Annotated in this window: 15 protein-coding genes; 14 read left to right on the top strand and 1 reads right to left on the bottom strand. The window is 61.7% G+C overall.

Annotated features, from left to right (window positions below; all coding sequences use genetic code 11):
* Window positions 1–76: 76 nt before the first annotated feature.
* The 9 genes from argS to K1567_RS14100 all read left to right on the top strand — a co-directional run bounded on the left by argS (window position 77) and on the right by K1567_RS14100 (window position 10,410).
* Entirely contained in the window at window positions 77–1,813 is a 1,737-nt protein-coding gene (argS, locus tag K1567_RS14060; protein ID WP_034095504.1) for an arginine--tRNA ligase, read from the top strand.
* Window position 1,814: 1 nt separating this feature from the next.
* Window positions 1,815–2,516: an SPOR domain-containing protein gene (locus K1567_RS14065; protein WP_034095503.1), complete on the top strand. Its 702-nt coding sequence runs from the start codon at window positions 1,815–1,817 to the stop codon at window positions 2,514–2,516.
* Between the two features lie 252 nt (window positions 2,517–2,768).
* Window positions 2,769–3,299, top strand: a complete 531-nt coding sequence (gene hslV, locus K1567_RS14070; RefSeq protein WP_003171209.1) for an ATP-dependent protease subunit HslV — start codon at window positions 2,769–2,771, stop codon at window positions 3,297–3,299.
* A gap of 38 nt (window positions 3,300–3,337) precedes the next feature.
* The gene (hslU, locus tag K1567_RS14075) at window positions 3,338–4,675 is read left to right on the top strand and encodes an ATP-dependent protease ATPase subunit HslU (protein ID WP_034095502.1); all 1,338 of its coding nucleotides are present in this window, start codon (window positions 3,338–3,340) and stop codon (window positions 4,673–4,675) included.
* A gap of 79 nt (window positions 4,676–4,754) precedes the next feature.
* Entirely contained in the window at window positions 4,755–5,132 is a 378-nt protein-coding gene (locus K1567_RS14080; RefSeq protein WP_034095501.1) for a gamma-butyrobetaine hydroxylase-like domain-containing protein, read from the top strand.
* A 249-nt stretch (window positions 5,133–5,381) separates the two neighbouring features.
* Window positions 5,382–7,061, top strand: a complete 1,680-nt coding sequence (phaC, locus tag K1567_RS14085; protein ID WP_220698579.1) for a class II poly(R)-hydroxyalkanoic acid synthase — start codon at window positions 5,382–5,384, stop codon at window positions 7,059–7,061.
* Window positions 7,062–7,145: 84 nt separating this feature from the next.
* Window positions 7,146–7,991: a poly(3-hydroxyalkanoate) depolymerase gene (phaZ, locus tag K1567_RS14090; protein ID WP_034136573.1), complete on the top strand. Its 846-nt coding sequence runs from the start codon at window positions 7,146–7,148 to the stop codon at window positions 7,989–7,991.
* Between the two features lie 88 nt (window positions 7,992–8,079).
* Window positions 8,080–9,762: a class II poly(R)-hydroxyalkanoic acid synthase gene (gene phaC, locus K1567_RS14095; RefSeq protein WP_034111420.1), complete on the top strand. Its 1,683-nt coding sequence runs from the start codon at window positions 8,080–8,082 to the stop codon at window positions 9,760–9,762.
* 27 nt (window positions 9,763–9,789) lie between these two features.
* Window positions 9,790–10,410, top strand: coding sequence for a TetR/AcrR family transcriptional regulator (locus K1567_RS14100; protein ID WP_034095497.1), 621 nt, complete (start codon window positions 9,790–9,792; stop codon window positions 10,408–10,410).
* A 16-nt stretch (window positions 10,411–10,426) separates the two neighbouring features.
* Here K1567_RS14100 and K1567_RS14105 read toward each other — a convergent pair whose 3' ends face one another.
* Window positions 10,427–11,122 carry a response regulator gene (locus K1567_RS14105; RefSeq protein ID WP_371263971.1) on the bottom strand — a complete coding sequence of 232 codons (696 nt, stop codon included), beginning with the start codon at window positions 11,120–11,122 and terminating at the stop codon, window positions 10,427–10,429.
* A gap of 318 nt (window positions 11,123–11,440) precedes the next feature.
* Between K1567_RS14105 and K1567_RS14110 the strand changes: the two genes are divergently transcribed.
* The 5 genes from K1567_RS14110 (at window position 11,441) to K1567_RS14130 (ending at window position 17,223) form a co-directional block, all read left to right on the top strand.
* The gene (locus K1567_RS14110; RefSeq protein WP_034095495.1) at window positions 11,441–12,019 is read left to right on the top strand and encodes a fimbrial protein; all 579 of its coding nucleotides are present in this window, start codon (window positions 11,441–11,443) and stop codon (window positions 12,017–12,019) included.
* 4 nt (window positions 12,020–12,023) lie between these two features.
* Entirely contained in the window at window positions 12,024–12,800 is a 777-nt protein-coding gene (locus K1567_RS14115; protein WP_220698580.1) for a molecular chaperone, read from the top strand.
* Between the two features lie 6 nt (window positions 12,801–12,806).
* Window positions 12,807–13,562: a molecular chaperone gene (locus K1567_RS14120; protein WP_220698581.1), complete on the top strand. Its 756-nt coding sequence runs from the start codon at window positions 12,807–12,809 to the stop codon at window positions 13,560–13,562.
* 51 nt (window positions 13,563–13,613) lie between these two features.
* On the top strand, window positions 13,614–16,208 hold the full coding sequence (locus K1567_RS14125; protein WP_220698582.1) for a fimbria/pilus outer membrane usher protein: 2,595 nt from the start codon (window positions 13,614–13,616) through the stop codon (window positions 16,206–16,208).
* A gap of 76 nt (window positions 16,209–16,284) precedes the next feature.
* Window positions 16,285–17,223 (top strand): fimbrial protein, encoded by a 939-nt coding sequence (locus K1567_RS14130; protein WP_259444998.1) that lies wholly within the window; start codon window positions 16,285–16,287, stop codon window positions 17,221–17,223.
* Window positions 17,224–17,239 lie beyond the last annotated feature (16 nt).

Consider the following 17,239-nt stretch of genomic DNA (forward strand, 5'->3'; position numbering starts at 1 on the left):
CGCCCCCGCCACGGATAATGCCCAGTTTTTCCACCTGCGCATCGCGCGCCGCCGCTTGCGGTCGAAAGAGAACACCATGAAAGACACCATTCGCCAGCTGATCCAACAAGCCCTCACCCAACTCGTCAACGAAGGTGTGTTGCCTGAAGGCCTGACGCCGGCGATTCAGGTGGAGAACACCCGTGACAAGACCCACGGCGACTTCGCCAGCAATATCGCGATGATGCTGGCCAAGCCGGCCGGCATGAAGCCGCGCGACCTGGCGGAAAAAATCATCGCCGCCCTGCCGGCCGACCCGCAGGTGAGCAAGGCCGAAATCGCCGGCCCGGGCTTTATCAATATTTTCCAGAACACCCAGGCCCTGGCCTCGCGCCTGGACGCCGCGCTGGCCGATGCCCGCATCGGCGTGCGCAAGGCCGGCGACAACCAGCGCGTGGTCATCGACCTGTCGGCGCCCAACCTGGCCAAAGAGATGCACGTTGGCCACTTGCGCTCGACCATCATCGGCGACGGCGTGGCACGGGTGCTGGAATTCCTCGGCGACACCGTGATCCGCCAGAACCACGTGGGCGACTGGGGCACCCAGTTCGGCATGCTGATGGCGTACCTGCAGGAAAACCCGATCACCAGCAATGAGCTGTCGGACCTGGAGAACTTCTACCGCGCCGCCAAGAAGCGCTTCGACGAATCCGAAGAATTTGCCGACCGCGCCCGTGGCCTGGTGGTCAAGCTGCAGGCCGGCGACGAAGAATGCCTGGCGCTGTGGAACCGCTTCCGCGATATCTCCCTGGCCCACTGCCAGCAGATCTACACCCTGCTCAACGTCAAACTGACCATGGCCGACGTGATGGGCGAAAGCGCCTACAACGACGACCTGATCAATGTGGTCAACGACCTCAAGGCCAAGGGCCTGCTGGTGGAAAGCAACGGCGCGCAGTGCGTGTTCCTCGAAGAATTCAAGACCGCCGACGGCGAGCCGCTGCCGGTGATCATCGTCAAGGCCGACGGCGGCTATCTGTACGCCACCACCGACCTCGCAGCCGTACGCTACCGCAGTGGCGTGCTCAAGGCGGACCGTGCGCTGTACTTCGTCGACCAGCGCCAGGCCCTGCACTTCCAGCAGGTGTTCGAAGTAGCGCGTCGCGCCGGTTTCGTCACCCACCCGATGCATATGGAGCACATGGGCTTCGGCACCATGAACGGCGCCGACGGCCGCCCGTTCAAAACCCGCGACGGCGGCACCGTCAAGCTGATCGACCTGCTCAACGAAGCCCAGGACCGTGCCTATAACCTGGTGAAGGAAAAGAACCCGGAGCTGGCCGAAGCCGACTTGCGCAACATCGCCCGCGTGGTGGGGATCGGCGCGGTGAAATACGCCGACCTGTCCAAGCACCGCACCAGCGACTACAGCTTTAACTTCGAGCTGATGCTCAACTTCGAAGGCAATACGGCGCCGTACCTGCTGTACGCCTACACCCGCGTGGCCGGCGTGTTCCGCAAACTGGGCAAGGACTTCAGCCAAGTCGAAGGCCAGATCGTGCTGGACGCTCCCCATGAACAGGACCTGGCCGCCAAGTTGGCGCAATTCGGCGAAGTGCTGAACAGCGTTGGCGAAAAAGGCACGCCACATATCCTGTGCACCTATTTGTACGAAGTGGCCGGGTTGTTCTCCAGTTTCTACGAGAACTGCCCGATCCTCACCGCCGACGACGAAGCCCACAAGCAGAGTCGCCTGCGCCTCGCCGCACTGGCTGGACGGACCCTCAAGCAAGGCCTGGAACTGTTGGGCCTGGAAACTCTGGAGCGTATGTAAGTTGGCTGCCAAGAAAAAACCCGCACCCAAGCGCGGCGCCAGCCGCTACCAGCCCCCGGCGAAGAAGCCGATCCCGGGCTGGTTGTGGATGGCCATCGGCCTCACGGTCGGCGCCTTTATCGTGTTTCTGATGAAGCTGGACCCAGGCCAGGGTGACGATGTCAAACGGGTTAAACAAGAGCAGCAGAAAGCCTCGAAGATCGCTGAAGCCAACAAGACCACACCAAGCCCTACGGCGCCGGTGAAGCCAAAATACGACTTCTACACGCTGTTGCCGGAATCGGAAGTGATCGTGCCGCCTGACGCTGTGCCGGAGAAAACCCTGCCGACGCCGCAAGTGCCGACCACGCCGGTCACCCCGGCGGAAGCGGCGAAAATCGACACCGCGCGGGCCCAGGCGGCGTTGGCCGGGATTACTCCTCCGCCAGCACCGCCGGTTGCCGAAACCAAGGCCGCACCGGTGACCAAGTTCTTCCTGCAAGCTGGCTCGTTCCCGAAGCAGGCCGATGCGGATCGCGTGCGTGCCCAGATCATTCTGTTGGGCCAGACGGTGACGGTGGAATCCGGCACGGTGAAAGACGCAACCTGGTATCGCGTGTTGGTGGGGCCATTCAGCAACCGCGAACAGCTGACCGTGGCGCAGAAGCAATTGGCCGGCGCCGGGTTTAGCAACCTGTTGTTACAACAGCGCCAGAGCCGCTGACCCAGAATCAGCACCAAACAGTGTGGGAGGGGGCTTGCCCCGATGCAGTGTGTCAGCCAGTACATCTGTTACTGATGCACCGTCATCGGGGGCAAGCCCCCTCCCACACTTGGTATTGCCGGCTCTGGAATGTGTGTCAGACCCTTGAGCACCACTCGTCCGCCATCACCCCCTATGGTTGAAATCCCCCCCGCCACCCCCATATGAGTTTCCATCAGGGCATTTTCGCCCCGCTGCGTGGAGACTCTCCCCTTGACCACCATCGTTTCAGTACGTCGCCACGGCAAAGTCGTCATGGGCGGCGACGGCCAGGTTTCCCTGGGTAATACCGTGATGAAAGGCAACGCGAAAAAAGTGCGTCGCCTGTACCACGGCCAGGTACTCGCCGGTTTCGCCGGTGCCACTGCCGATGCATTCACCCTCTTTGAGCGTTTCGAAGGCCAACTGGAAAAACACCAGGGCCACCTCGTGCGTGCCGCCGTCGAGCTGGCCAAAGAATGGCGCACCGACCGCTCCCTCAGCCGCCTGGAAGCCATGCTGGCCGTCGCCAACAAAGACGCCTCCTTGATCATCACCGGTAATGGCGATGTGGTTGAGCCCGAACATGGCCTGATTGCCATGGGCTCCGGCGGCGGCTACGCCCAGGCCGCAGCCAGTGCGCTGCTGAAGAAAACCGACCTGTCGGCGCGGGAAATCGTCGAGACCGCCCTGGGTATCGCCGGCGACATCTGCGTGTTCACCAACCACAACCAGACCATTGAGGAGCAGGACCTCGCCGAGTAAGCCGCAGGCTTATTCGCGCTTGAGGGCCGCCACACATTATGTCCATGACTCCCCGTGAAATCGTCCATGAACTCAACCGCCATATCATCGGCCAGGACGATGCCAAACGCGCCGTTGCCATCGCGCTGCGTAACCGCTGGCGCCGCATGCAACTGCCAGAAGAACTGCGCGTTGAAGTAACGCCCAAGAACATCCTGATGATCGGTCCGACCGGCGTGGGTAAAACCGAAATCGCCCGGCGCCTGGCCAAACTGGCCAATGCCCCGTTCATCAAGGTCGAAGCCACCAAGTTCACCGAAGTGGGTTATGTAGGCCGTGACGTCGAGTCGATCATTCGCGATCTCGCCGACGCTGCGCTGAAGATGCTGCGCGAACAGGAAATGACCAAGGTCAGCCACCGCGCCGAAGACGCCGCCGAGGAACGTATCCTCGACGCCCTGCTGCCACCGGCGCGCATGGGCTTCAACGAAGACGCCGCACAGGCTTCGGATTCCAACACGCGCCAACTGTTCCGCAAGCGCCTGCGCGAAGGCCAGTTGGACGACAAGGAAATCGAAATCGAAGTGGCCGAAGTGTCCGGCGTCGACATCTCCGCGCCGCCTGGCATGGAAGAAATGACCAGCCAGTTGCAGAACCTGTTCGCCAACATGGGCAAGGGCAAGAAGAAAAGCCGCAAGCTCAAGGTCAAGGAAGCGCTCAAGCTGGTGCGCGACGAAGAAGCCGGGCGCCTGGTGAATGAGGAAGAACTCAAGGCCAAGGCCCTCGAAGCGGTCGAGCAGCACGGCATTGTGTTTATCGACGAGATCGACAAGGTGGCCAAGCGCGGTAACTCCGGCGGCGTCGATGTCTCCCGTGAAGGCGTGCAGCGCGACCTGCTGCCACTGATCGAAGGCTGCACCGTCAACACCAAGCTGGGCATGGTCAAGACCGACCATATCCTGTTCATTGCTTCCGGTGCATTCCACCTGAGCAAGCCAAGCGATCTGGTGCCGGAGCTGCAGGGCCGTTTGCCGATTCGCGTGGAACTCAAGGCGCTGACACCGGGCGACTTCGAACGCATCCTCAGCGAGCCGCATGCCTCGCTCACCGAGCAATACCGTGAGCTGCTGAAAACCGAAGGGCTGGGTATCGAGTTCCAGGCGGACGGCATCAAGCGCCTGGCGGAAATCGCCTGGCAGGTCAACGAGAAGACCGAGAACATCGGTGCTCGTCGCCTGCACACACTGCTTGAACGCCTGCTTGAGGAAGTGTCCTTCAGCGCCGGCGACATGGCCGGTGCGCAGAATGGCGAAGCAATCAAGATCGATGCCGACTACGTCAACAGCCACTTGGGCGAATTGGCGCAGAACGAAGACTTGTCGCGGTACATTCTGTAAGCCGCAAGCTGTAAGCTACAAGCCGCACGTTGAGCACATTCAACTCGCGGCTTGTAGCTCGCAGCCCAAGGGGTCCCCAATGCCGAAATTCCCCACCGCTGTTAATTTGCACAAAACCTCCAACACCCTCGGCCTCACTTACGGGCCCGATGAGGTCTACCAGCTGCCCGCCGAGTTCCTGCGGGTGCACTCGCCTTCCGCCGAGGTCCAGGGCCACGGCAAACCCATCCTGCAATTCGGCAAGCTGAACGTTCGGCTGACCAAGATCGAGCCGGCCGGCCAATACGCACTGAAATTGACCTTCGACGACGGTCATGACAGCGGGCTGTTCACCTGGGACTACCTCTACCAACTGGCAGTGCGTCAGGAAACCTTGTGGGCTGACTACCTCGCCGAACTCAAGGCCGCCGGTAAAACCCGCGACCCGAGTGAGTCGGTCGTACGCCTGATGCTCTAAGTCAGGCGTCTTGCTCTTTAGAGAGCATTTTCTAATTTCATCTGCTTGAATGCCCTGTCGCGTGGCCAATGATTGGCCTGCTTGCGAAAAAAATTAAACTCGGGTAACCAATGGAACTGGCAAGTTCCCTGCATTTGACGATGCGGTATCAACGGTCACCCGAGTCGCAGTACCTGGCTTGTGTTGTGTATCGAAACTTGGTGCGCAGCGGTACCCGGTACTCGTCTTTCGGACAATGGAGCGTCGTAGATGAGTAACAAGAACAACGATGACTTGAAACGCCAGGCCTCGGAGAACACCCTGGGGTTGAACCCGATCATCGCGTTACGCAAAAAGGATTTACTAGCCTCGGCGAAGATGGTGCTGACCCAAGCCATCAAGCAACCGTTGCACAGCGTCAAGCATGTCGCCCATTTCGGGATGGAACTGAAAAACGTCATGTTCGGCAAATCGGCGCTGGCGCCGGAAAGCGATGACCGTCGCTTTCACGACCCGGCCTGGAGCCAGAACCCGCTCTACAAACGTTACCTGCAAACCTACCTGGCGTGGCGCAAGGAACTGCACGACTGGATCGGCGACAGCAACCTGTCGGAACAGGACATCAGCCGCGGCCACTTCGTGATCAATCTGATGACCGAAGCCATGGCCCCCACCAACAGCGCGGCCAACCCGGCGGCGGTCAAACGCTTCTTCGAAACCGGCGGCAAAAGCCTGCTCGATGGCCTGTCCCACCTGGCCAAGGACATGGTGCACAACGGCGGCATGCCGAGCCAGGTCAACATGGGCGCCTTTGAAGTGGGCAAGAGCCTGGGCACCTCCGAAGGCGCGGTGGTGTTTCGCAACGATGTGCTGGAGTTGATCCAGTACAAGCCGATCACCGAACAAGTGCATGAACGCCCTCTGCTGGTGGTGCCGCCGCAGATCAACAAATTCTATGTATTCGACTTGAGCCCGGATAAAAGCCTGGCGCGTTTCTGCCTGCGCAACGGCCAGCAAACGTTCATCATCAGTTGGCGCAACCCGACCAAGGCCCAGCGCGAGTGGGGCCTGTCGACCTATATCGAGGCGCTCAAGGAAGCGGTCGATGTGGTCACCGCGATCACCGGCAGCAAAGACATCAATATGCTCGGCGCCTGCTCCGGTGGTATCACCTGCACGGCGCTGCTGGGCCATTACGCGGCGCTGGGCGAGAAAAAGGTCAACGCCCTGACCCTGATGGTGAGCGTGCTCGACACCACCCTCGACACCCAGGTGGCGCTGTTCGTCGACGAGCAGACGCTGGAAGCGGCCAAGCGCCACTCCTACCAGGCCGGGGTATTGGAAGGTCGCGACATGGCCAAGGTGTTCGCCTGGATGCGTCCCAATGACCTGATCTGGAACTACTGGGTCAACAACTACCTGCTGGGCAACGAACCGCCGGTTTTCGACATCCTGTTCTGGAACAACGACACCACGCGTTTACCCGCGGCATTCCATGGCGACCTGATCGAACTGTTCAAGAACAACCCGCTGGTTCGCCCCAACGCACTGGAAGTGTGCGGCACGCCGATCGACCTCAAGCAAGTGACCGCCGATATCTACGCCCTGGCCGGCACCAACGACCACATCACCCCCTGGCAGTCCTGCTACAAGTCGGCGCAGTTGTTCGGCGGCAACGTGGAGTTCGTGTTGTCCAGCAGCGGGCATATCCAGAGCATCCTCAACCCGCCGGGCAACCCCAAGGCGCGCTACCAGACCAGCGACGGCCTGGCGAGCACGGCCCTGCAATGGCAGGAAAACGCCACCAAGCACACCGATTCCTGGTGGCTACACTGGCAAGCGTGGCAGGCCGAGCGGGCGGGCAAATTGAAGAAGGCGCCGACGCTATTAGGCAACAAGACGTACGCCGCAGCCGAAGCGGCGCCAGGTACCTATGTGCATGAACGCTAGCGGCAAGCTACAAGCCTCAAGCCGATTGAGTTCAGCTTAAGGCTTGTAGCTTGAAGCTGCCCCTCTAACCCTAAGGGTTCCCCAATGCCGCAACCGTTCATCTTCCGTACCATCGACCTGGATGGCCAGACCATCCGCACGGCGGTACGTCCGGGCAAGCCTCACTTGACGCCGTTGCTGATCTTCAACGGCATCGGCGCCAACCTGGAGCTGGTGTTTCCGTTCGTGCAGGCTCTGGACCCGGACCTGGAGGTCATTGCTTTCGACGTACCGGGAGTGGGCGGTTCCTCGACGCCCAGCCGGCCGTACCGCTTCCCTGGCCTGGCCAAGCTCACCGCGCGCATGCTTGATTACCTGGACTACGGCCAGGTGAATGCCGTCGGCGTGTCCTGGGGCGGCGCGCTGGCGCAGCAGTTCGCCTATGACTACCCGGAGCGCTGCAAGAAGCTGATCCTGGCGGCGACGGCGGCGGGCGCGGTGATGGTGCCGGGCAAGCCGAAAGTGCTGTGGCTGATGGCGAGCCCGCGCCGCTATATCCAGCCGTCCCATGTGGTACGCATTGCGCCGATGATCTACGGCGGCTCGTTCCGTCGCGATTCGAAGCTGGCCGCCGAACATGCCAGCAAAGTGCGTTCGGCCGGCAAGCTCGGCTACTACTGGCAGTTGTTCGCGGGGCTTGGCTGGACCAGCATCCATTGGCTGCACAAGATCCGCCAACCCACCCTGGTATTGGCCGGCGACGATGACCCACTGATCCCGCTGGTCAATATGCGCATGCTCGCCTGGCGCATCCCCAACGCGCAGTTGCACATCATCGATGATGGCCACTTGTTTTTGATCACTCGGGCCGAAGCCGTGGCGCCGATCATCATGAAATTCCTGGAGGAGGAGCGCCTGCGCGCAGTGATTCACCCACGCCCCGCGGTGTAAGGACCACACCGCCGCGCAACTTGCCAGGAACCGACTATGGTTCTGAATTGGCGTGCCTGTTGATGGCTAGACGAAGGAGTGTTGGCTCATGCGAGAAAGACCCGTGACGAACCCGGCGCCCACCCCCGCCGCGTTCATCAATGCGCAAAATGCGATCACCGGGCTGAGAGGCCGCGACCTGCTGTCGACCCTGCGCAGCGTGGCCGCCCACGGTTTGCGTAACCCGGTGCATACCGCCCGTCACGCCCTGGCCCTGGGTGGGCAACTGGGTCGCGTTCTGCTGGGCGAGACCGTGCATGAGCCCAACCCCCGCGACAGCCGTTTCGTCGACCCCACCTGGCAGCTCAACCCACTTTATCGGCGCAGTCTTCAGGCGTATCTGAGCTGGCAGAAACAGACCCGCCACTGGATCGACGACAGCACCCTGAGCGACGACGACCGGGCCCGGGCGCACTTTGCCTTGTCGCTGTTCAACGATGCGGTGTCGCCCTCCAACACCTTGCTCAACCCCTTGGCCGTCAAGGAGCTGCTCAACTCCGGGGGTAATAGCGTGGTGCGCGGGGTAAGCAACCTGTTCGACGATTTGCTGCACAACAATGGCCTGCCGCGCCAGGTGAGCAAACAGGCATTTGAAGTGGGTAAAACCGTGGCTACCACGCCCGGCTCGGTGGTGTTTCGCAACGAGCTGCTGGAGTTGATCCAGTACAAACCCATGAGCGAGAAACAGTACGCCAGGCCGCTGCTCGTGGTGCCGCCGCAAATCAACAAGTACTACATCTTCGACCTGAGCCCGGCCAACAGCTTCGTGCAATACGCGCTCAAAAACGGCCTGCAGACCTTTATTGTCAGTTGGCGCAACCCGGATGTGCGGCATCGCGAGTGGGGCCTGTCCACCTACGTGGCGGCGTTGGAAGAAGCGCTCAACGTGTGCCGGGCCATTACCGGCGCGCGGGAGGTCAACCTGATGGGCGCCTGCGCCGGTGGCCTGACCATCGCCGCGCTGCAAGGCCATCTGCAAGCCAAGCGCCAGTTGCGCCGCATCTCCAGCGCCAGCTACCTGGTGAGCCTGCTGGACAGCCAGATCGACAGCCCCGCCACCCTATTCGCCGATGAGCAAACATTGGAAGCGGCCAAACGTCGGTCCTACCAACAAGGTGTGCTGGACGGCCGCGACATGGCCAAGGTGTTTGCCTGGATGCGCCCCAACGACCTGATCTGGAACTACTGGATCAACAATTACCTGCTGGGCAAGGAACCGCCGGCGTTCGACATTCTGTATTGGAACAACGACAACACGCGCCTGCCCGCCGCCTTGCACGGCGACCTGCTGGATTTTTTCAAGCACAACCCACTGAGCCATCCCGGCGGCCTGGAGGTGTGCGGCACGCCGATCGACTTGCAAAAGGTCACGGTGGACAGCTTCAGCGTGGCCGGCATCAACGACCACATCACGCCCTGGGATGCGGTGTATCGCTCCACGCAACTGCTGGGTGGCGAGCGGCGCTTCGTGCTGTCCAACAGTGGGCATATCCAGAGCATCCTCAACCCGCCTGGCAACCCCAAGGCCAATTACGTCGAAAACCCCAAGCTAAGCAGCGACCCGCGCGCCTGGTACTACGACGCCAACCATGTCGAAGGCAGTTGGTGGCCGCAGTGGCTGGCATGGATCCAGCAACGCTCGGGCGTGCAGCGCGAAACCCTGACCGCCCTGGGCAACCAGAATTACCCACCAATGGAAGCGGCGCCGGGCACCTATGTGCGGGTGCGCTGAGCTCAACGATCAGATTAAGAAGACTGGATGAAGACCCGCGACCGTATCCTTGAATGTGCCCTGCAGTTGTTCAACCACAAGGGCGAACCGAACGTGTCGACCATGGAGGTGGCCAATGAAATGGGGATCAGCCCCGGCAACCTCTACTACCACTTCCATGGCAAGGAACCCTTGGTGCTGGGGTTGTTCGAGCGCTTTCAGAATGAACTGGCGCCGTTGCTCGACCCACCGGCCGACGCGCAACTGGAGCCCCAGGACTACTGGCTGTTCCTGCACCTGATCATTGAGCGCATGGCCCACTACCGTTTTCTGTTCCAGGACCTGTCAAACCTGGCCGGGCGCCTGCCCAAGCTGGCCAAGGGCATTCGCAACCTGCTTACGGCGCTCAAGCGCACCCTGGCGTCACTGCTGGCACGCTTGAAGGCGGCCGGGCAGTTGGTCAGCGATACCCAGGCGCTGGGGCAGTTGGTGGAACAGATCACCCTCACCCTGCTGTTTTCCCTGGATTACCAGCGCATTCTCGATCGCGAGGGCGAGGTGCGGGTGGTCGTTTACCAAATTATGATGCTGGTGGCGCCGCATCTGTTGATGCCGGCGCGGCAGGCCACGGAGCGTCTGGCGCTGCGTTATCTGGACGATCACATTTAACGCTGCTCGGTGAGCATCAGCCCAGCGCGCCGAATTGTTGAGTGAACTTGAATAACTCACTGTCGTTCCTGATACCCAACTTGCGATAAGCCGATTGTTTTTGCGTGCTGATGGTACTGGCGCTGCGCGAGAACTTGGCGGCAATCGAGTTCACCGACATGCCATCCAGAAAACAGCGCAGTACTTCCTGTTCTTTTGGAGTAAGGCAGGCATTCAAGCGTAATGGCGATGCAAAATCCGTGGTGTTTTTTTGGCTGATGGCCTCCCACACCGATTGCGTACCCTGCAATGCCGGCACCATGCACGGCTGTAAATAAATCCTTCCTTGGGCGACGGTTCGAATGGCGCTGATCAACTCGGTCAAGTTCTGGGTTTTACCGAGGATGCCCCAGCATCCCGCTTTCAACGACAGCGATACCGTCGCAGGCGTGTAGTGGGAACACACAATCAATGGTCGACACTGGCTGAAACGACGGTTCAGCGCCTGCAGCAGGCTGAGCCCATCGATTTCCGCCGGTGCCAGTATGAAGTCCATCACCACGACATCCGCCGATTGCCGGGCAAGTGCGTCCAGCAATTGCCGGCCCGTGGCAAAAGAACCGATCACCTTGATATCGGACGCTCCACTCAGGCCCAGCTCAATACCTTGCCGAACCATTTCGTGGTCATCCAACAACATGACGGTATACGCATGACTAGTTGAAGTAGGCATACAGACACCCGCATAAGTAACGCAACGATCTACACAATCCACCCTTATTACCAGCCCGGTATAGCCCAGGCCTACACAGGGTTCAATATCGCCGCACAACGGATATCGACACGCCCTACAGAAGCCGCTGACGGACAGCGCTTACAGCAACTTTCACAGCTCGAACAAGACTTGCAAAAAACCATAATTAAAACAGCACCGTTTCGAACTATCTCGAACTAAAAGTCGTGGCTTCGCTATAGAACGCATTAACTTTTAGATACAAATTATCCACATCCACCGAGGCCCCTTATCGATCAATCACCCCCTGGAAATACCATGAACGTCAATATTCTCCCCCCCGTCGCAGCCCTACTGGCATTGGCCGCCGCACTCCCCCACGCTGCGTTCGCGGTCGACGGCGTGATCAATTTCAGCGGGCTGGTCACCGATGTGACCTGCACGGTCGAAGGTGCGGCGCCGGGCAGTGGCGCGGTGGTCAAAGACGTCAACCTGGGTGGCGTCTCGGCAGCGCGCCTGGCCACCGCTGGCAGCCGCGCCAACCTGACCGGTTTTACCATTCGCATTGGCGCGCCCGGAGAAGGCAGTTGCACCAACGGGCGCATCGCCATGGTCGCGTTCGACCCAACCAGCCCCGCCATCGACGTGGCTACCGGACGCCTGAACATCGATGGTCATGACGACCCGGCCGACACCACCAACGCCAAGAATGTGCAGGTCGAAGTCACCAGCCGTAGCGGCTCGCCGATCAATGTCTACAGCGAAAAATCCGAGAGCGTGGTGATCGCCGATAACCAGGCAATCATCCCGCTGGCGGCACAACTGTATGCGAGCGGACCGGCCACCGAGGGCAAGGTCAACACGCGGGTCGGCTTTATGATCGAGTACGCCGAGTAACGCCATGAGCAGCCAAACCCGACGGGTGCTGGTCACCTGGGCCTTCAGTCTGTTGTCGTGGTGGACGTCAGCCGGCGAGGCCGGCGTGATCATCCACGGCACGCGAGTGGTCTACCCGGCCGAACAGCAGGAAGTAGTCGTGCGTCTGGAGAACCGTGGCAACCGCCCGGCGCTGGTGCAAACCTGGCTGGACAGCGGTGATCGACACTCGACGCCGGCCACCGCACTCACGCCGATCAGCGTGTCGCCGCCAATCTTCCGCATCGAGCCGGGCCAGCAACAGGCCCTGCGCCTGCGCTATACCGGCGAGCCGCTGACCGAAGCGCGTGAACGGTTGTTCTGGCTGAATGTACTTGAAGTGCCGCCGCGTGCCGTGGATGCCGCGCAGAACAATCAGATCCAACTGTCGTTCCGCACCCGCCTGCGGGTATTCCTGCGCCCACCGGCTCTGCCCTATCCGGTGGAGCGCGCGGCCTCGAAACTGCAATGGACGCTGGTCCCCCATGAGCGCGGGTTTGCCCTGCAAGTCACCAACCCGACGCCGTATCACGTATCGCTCGGCCCGGTGATGTTGTTCAGCGCCGGCAAGCGCTTCAGCAAGGCACCGAGCCAAGCGGCCGACGACAGCCTGCTGCTGCCCGCCGGCGACGTAAAACGCTTTGTGCTGCCGACCCTGCAGCAGCGTCCGCACGGCGCCGCTCAGGTCGAGTTCACCAGCATCAGCGACTTCGGCGCCCGCGTGCGCCATGTGGCCGGCCTCAGCCACACGTCTGGTGGATGACCGCCCATGTCCACTCTTTCGATTCGACACACCGTGGCAGCCCTGTGCGCCATGGTCGTCGCGCTATCGGCGCAGGCGAGCGTGGTGATCAGCAGCACACGGATCATCTATCCGCAGTCCCACAAGGAAGTCACCGTCAGGCTTGAAAGCAGGAACCAAGTACCGGTGCTGATCCAGACCTGGCTCGACAACGGCGACGAACATTCGACGCCAGAACTGGCCAACATCCCGTTCGTGGTCACGCCGCCGATCTTTCGCATGGAGCCGGGTAAACAGCAGGTCGTACGCGTGGCTTACACCGGCGAAGGGTTGCCGCCAGCGCAGGAGAGCCTGTTTTGGTTCAACGTGCTGGAGGTGCCGGCGCAGGCGCGAGGTGTCCAGCCCAGTAACCAGCTGCAACTGGCGTTTCGCACACGGATCAAGCTGATCCTGCGTCCCCCGGGCCTGCCCCACGGTGCCGAGGCCGCGCCCGCCAAGTTGCAGTGGCGTCGCGTGTCGAGCGCCTACGGCGAGGCGGTGGAAGTGTTCAACCCGACTCCTTACCTGGTGACCTTCGAGCGTGTCGAGGTGCAGGTCGCCGGGCAACGCCATGGGCGCCAAGCCGCTGCCTCCGGGGCCGGCAATATGGTGATGCCCGGCGCTCGCACCCGCTTCGATCTGCCCGACCTCAAAGCGCCGCCTGGAGCTACGGCCAGCGTGGAATTCCAGACGCTGGACGATTTCGGGGTGAAGGTCCTCCACAACGCCAAGGTCGCCCCATGACCCTCCCTATGCAGGGAGCCGAGCAACACCTGTTTTTGGAAACGCTTAACAATGAGTGCGATCACGCCCACCGGCGTCCGCAGTGCGCCCCTGGCACGCCGTGGTTTGAGTCTGACAATGCGTAGCCTGCTGCTGGTGAGCAGCGCCGAGGCGATGGACGCCCACGGCGCCGAGTATGTGGAGTTCAACCCGGCTTTCTTTGCCGATGGCGCGGCAGGCTTGCAGGTCGATATCGCGAAATTCAGCCAGGGCAACGTCGTGTTGCCAGGCACCTACCGTTCAGAGGTGTACCTCAACGGTCAGTGGCTCGGGCGCGAGAGCGTCACGTTTATCGCCGTCCAGGGTCAGCCGTCGGCACAGCTGTGCCTGGAACGTGAGGCGTTGCAACGCTTCGGTATCGAGGTCGACAGTGCCGACCAACAAACACCCGGCCCGCGCAAACCGTTTGACCGTTGCGCCGAGATCGCCAGCTATCTACCCGGCGCCAGCAGCCAGTTCGATATCGGCGAAACGCGCCTGGACCTGCAGATCCCCCAGGTTTACCTGACGCGCCAAGCGCGTGGCTACGTCGACCCCAGGCACTGGGAAAGTGGCGTGGACGCAGCGTTCGTGCGCTACAACGCCAACACCTTTACCACTCGCACCAACCGCCGCTCGCTGGACTCCCACTACATGGGCCTGAACACCGGGCTCAACCTGGGCGATTGGCATTGGCGACATAACGGCAGCTACAGCCACAGCCTCGGCGCCGCTGGCTATCAGAGCAACGCCACCTATGTGCAGCGCGAACTGAGTCGGTGGCGATCACAACTGATGGCCGGCGAAATCCATACCCCCGGCGAACTTTTCGACAGCATTCGCCTGCGCGGCATCAGCCTGTTCAGCGATGACCGGATGCTGCCGGACTCCATGACCGGCTTCGCGCCGGTGGTGCGCGGTGTCGCCGAAACCAATGCCCGTGTCAGCGTGCGTCAACGTGGTGTGTTGCTCAGCGAAGTGTCGGTGGCGCCCGGCCCCTTTGTGCTCGACGATTTTTTCCCGACCGGTTACGGCGGCGACCTGAGTGTGACGATCACCGAGGCCGACGGTCGCCAGCGCGCGTTTATCGTGCCGTTCGCCGCCAATGCTCACTTGCTGCGACCGGGCTACCGGCGCTACACGCTAAGTGTCGGCCAGGTGGATGAGCTGGGGCTGCGCCATCCGCCCAAGCTGATGCAGGCCACCTACCAACAGGGTCTGAGCAATCTGCTGACTGGCTACACCGGCGCGATGCTGGGCGAGGACTACCGCGCCCAATTGGCAGGCGCGGCATTCAACACGCCATTGGGCGCATTGTCCGTGGACCTGACTCACTCAAGCGCCGACATCCCCAGGCATGGCTCGCGCAGCGGGCACAGCGTGCAACTGCGCTACAGCAAGAATTTCGCCGACAGCGGCACCCACTTCACCCTCGGCGCTTACCGTTACTCCACCTCCGGTTTTCTGACGGCGGGCGATGCCGCGCAACTGCGCGACCATGCTCTGGACGGACGCGACCTGGACAACGTGTCACGCCTGCGCGACAGGATGGATATCAGCCTTAATCAAAGCCTGAGCCACGGCTCGGTGTATGTGACCGGTTCTTCGCAACACTACTGGAACCGTTCAGGGGGCAACCTGACCTTCAGCGCCGGCTACAGCGGCCACTGGAAAAACCTCCACTACACCCTCAGCGTTCAGCGCGGCCGTGATGTGCTGAGTGGTGAGGTCGATCAACAGCTGTATTTGACCCTGAGCCTGCCGCTGGGCAGCGGCACGCATACGCCTACTCTGACCAGTACGGCCTACCGTGGAGACCACAACAGCGGCGAGCGGATCAGCCTGGGCGGTAGTTGGGGCGAGCACAATCAACTGAGCTACGGCCTGAGCACCAGCCGCACCCAGGGCAGCGGCAACACCCAGAGTGCCGATATGAAATACCAGGCCGATTATGGCGTGTTGTCCGCCAGCTATGGCCACAGCGAGGCGTACCGCTCGACATCGCTGGGCATGACCGGCGGCCTGGTTGCGCACGCCGACGGCCTGATCTTCGCCCCGGAGCTGGGCGACACCCTGGGGATCGTCCAGGCACCCGACGCCCAGGGCGCGAGGATCAATGGCAACCACGCCGCCCACGTCGGCAAGGACGGCCAGGCCGTGGTGAGCCACCTCACGCCCTATCGACAGAACGTGGTCGAGCTGGACCCCAAGGACTTGTCCGTGGATGTCGAACTCAAGACCGCAGCGCGCAACGTCGCGCCCCGCGCCGGCTCGGTGGTGAAGCTGCAATTCGAGACGGTCAGCGGCCAAGCCTTGTTGATCACCACACAGCGCGAGGACGGCAGCCCATTGCCGTTCGGTTCGGATGTATTCGATGAAGACGGCGCCAGTGTCGGGATCGTCGGCCAAGGTGGAAAGGCGTTTGTTCGGGTCTCCCGGGCGCGGGGCAAATTGACCGTCAAGTGGGGTTCAACCGCCACTGCCACTTGCTGGTTTACCTACAACGCCGCCATCGCGGCCACGGCGCAGAACAAGCAGCGCTTGCGGCATCTGAACGCTGGCCTGTGCCAGCTCGGTGCAGACCTCGCCGCGCAGCCGCCAGCGGCCGAGCGCGATGCAAGCGGCTGAACAGCACGATCACGCGCCCCTTGATACCCGGCTTCTGATAACGAGGTTGCCCATGACGCACACTGTTAGATGTTGTTTGCTCCTGCTGATAGTCGGGGCGCCGGTCACGGTGCTTGCTGAGTGTCGGCTATATCCCAACTCCGAGCACGGCCTGTCCCTACCGGACACCATCACCGTTCCCGCCAGCCTTCCCGTGGGCAGCCTGATTATCCGGCAGGCTTTCAACGGCATCGCGCCCAGCTTTGAACTCAACTGCCGCACTTCGACGCCCAGGCAGATTATCGGGCGCTTCACCGACTCGGCGATGGTGCCGGGCGCAGGCGTCACGGCGTATCACACCGGTGTGCCAGGGGTCGGCATACGCGTGCTGGTGCGTAATCACAGGGGACTGGTTTACCCCCATCAACTGCACACCTCGCCCCCGTTCAGTCAGAGCAATGCGTTGCCGCTGTACAGCAATGTCAGCGCGGAGGCGTTGTTCTTCAAGACCGGGCCCGTCACCAGCGGCACGCTGACCAGTGGAAGCCTGGTTGAAGATCGTTGGGACGGCGGCAAAGGCCGCTTTCACTTGCTGCTCAATACATCGGTGCGTTTTGTCGCCCCTACGCCCACCTGCAACCTGGACGCCGGTGACGTCAACCGCACGATCCTGTTCGAGCCGGTGCAAGTCCGTGCATTCGACACCCAGACTGTCGTTGGCGGACGGGATTTCGAGCTGACCGCGCAATGCAGCGATGCCATGAACGTCACGTTCCGTTTTTCCGGGGCTCCGGCACCGGGCAATGATCGGATCTTCGCCAACACGGGCACCGCCGCAGGCGTTGCGCTCTGGCTGTACTCACGCCTCGGCGGCGGCGTGCAGAACATTCTCGCCAACGGCACCGAAGACACACGCACGCTGGCGGTCTCGGGCAACCGCGCCGTGCTGCCACTCGGTAGCGCTTATCACAAGAACGGCACGGTCACTCAAGGCACCTTCATGAGCACCGTGACCGTACACATCACCTATGACTGACCGATTGAGGATCATG

The sequence above is a fragment of the Pseudomonas sp. S5F11 genome, from assembly GCF_019641515.1.
Classification (GTDB): domain Bacteria; phylum Pseudomonadota; class Gammaproteobacteria; order Pseudomonadales; family Pseudomonadaceae; genus Aquipseudomonas; species Aquipseudomonas rhodesiae.

Coding starts and splice junctions, on each gene's coding strand:
- argS (WP_034095504.1), top strand. CDS start 77: ATGAAAGACACCATTCGCCAGCTGATCCAACAAGCCCTCACCCAACTC.
- hslU (WP_034095502.1), top strand. CDS start 3,338: ATGTCCATGACTCCCCGTGAAATCGTCCATGAACTCAACCGCCATATC.
- K1567_RS14080 (WP_034095501.1), top strand. CDS start 4,755: ATGCCGAAATTCCCCACCGCTGTTAATTTGCACAAAACCTCCAACACC.
- phaC (WP_220698579.1), top strand. CDS start 5,382: ATGAGTAACAAGAACAACGATGACTTGAAACGCCAGGCCTCGGAGAAC.
- phaZ (WP_034136573.1), top strand. CDS start 7,146: ATGCCGCAACCGTTCATCTTCCGTACCATCGACCTGGATGGCCAGACC.
- phaC (WP_034111420.1), top strand. CDS start 8,080: ATGCGAGAAAGACCCGTGACGAACCCGGCGCCCACCCCCGCCGCGTTC.
- K1567_RS14100 (WP_034095497.1), top strand. CDS start 9,790: ATGAAGACCCGCGACCGTATCCTTGAATGTGCCCTGCAGTTGTTCAAC.
- K1567_RS14105 (WP_371263971.1), bottom strand. CDS start 11,122: ATGCCTACTTCAACTAGTCATGCGTATACCGTCATGTTGTTGGATGAC.
- K1567_RS14110 (WP_034095495.1), top strand. CDS start 11,441: ATGAACGTCAATATTCTCCCCCCCGTCGCAGCCCTACTGGCATTGGCC.
- K1567_RS14115 (WP_220698580.1), top strand. CDS start 12,024: ATGAGCAGCCAAACCCGACGGGTGCTGGTCACCTGGGCCTTCAGTCTG.
- K1567_RS14120 (WP_220698581.1), top strand. CDS start 12,807: ATGTCCACTCTTTCGATTCGACACACCGTGGCAGCCCTGTGCGCCATG.
- K1567_RS14125 (WP_220698582.1), top strand. CDS start 13,614: ATGAGTGCGATCACGCCCACCGGCGTCCGCAGTGCGCCCCTGGCACGC.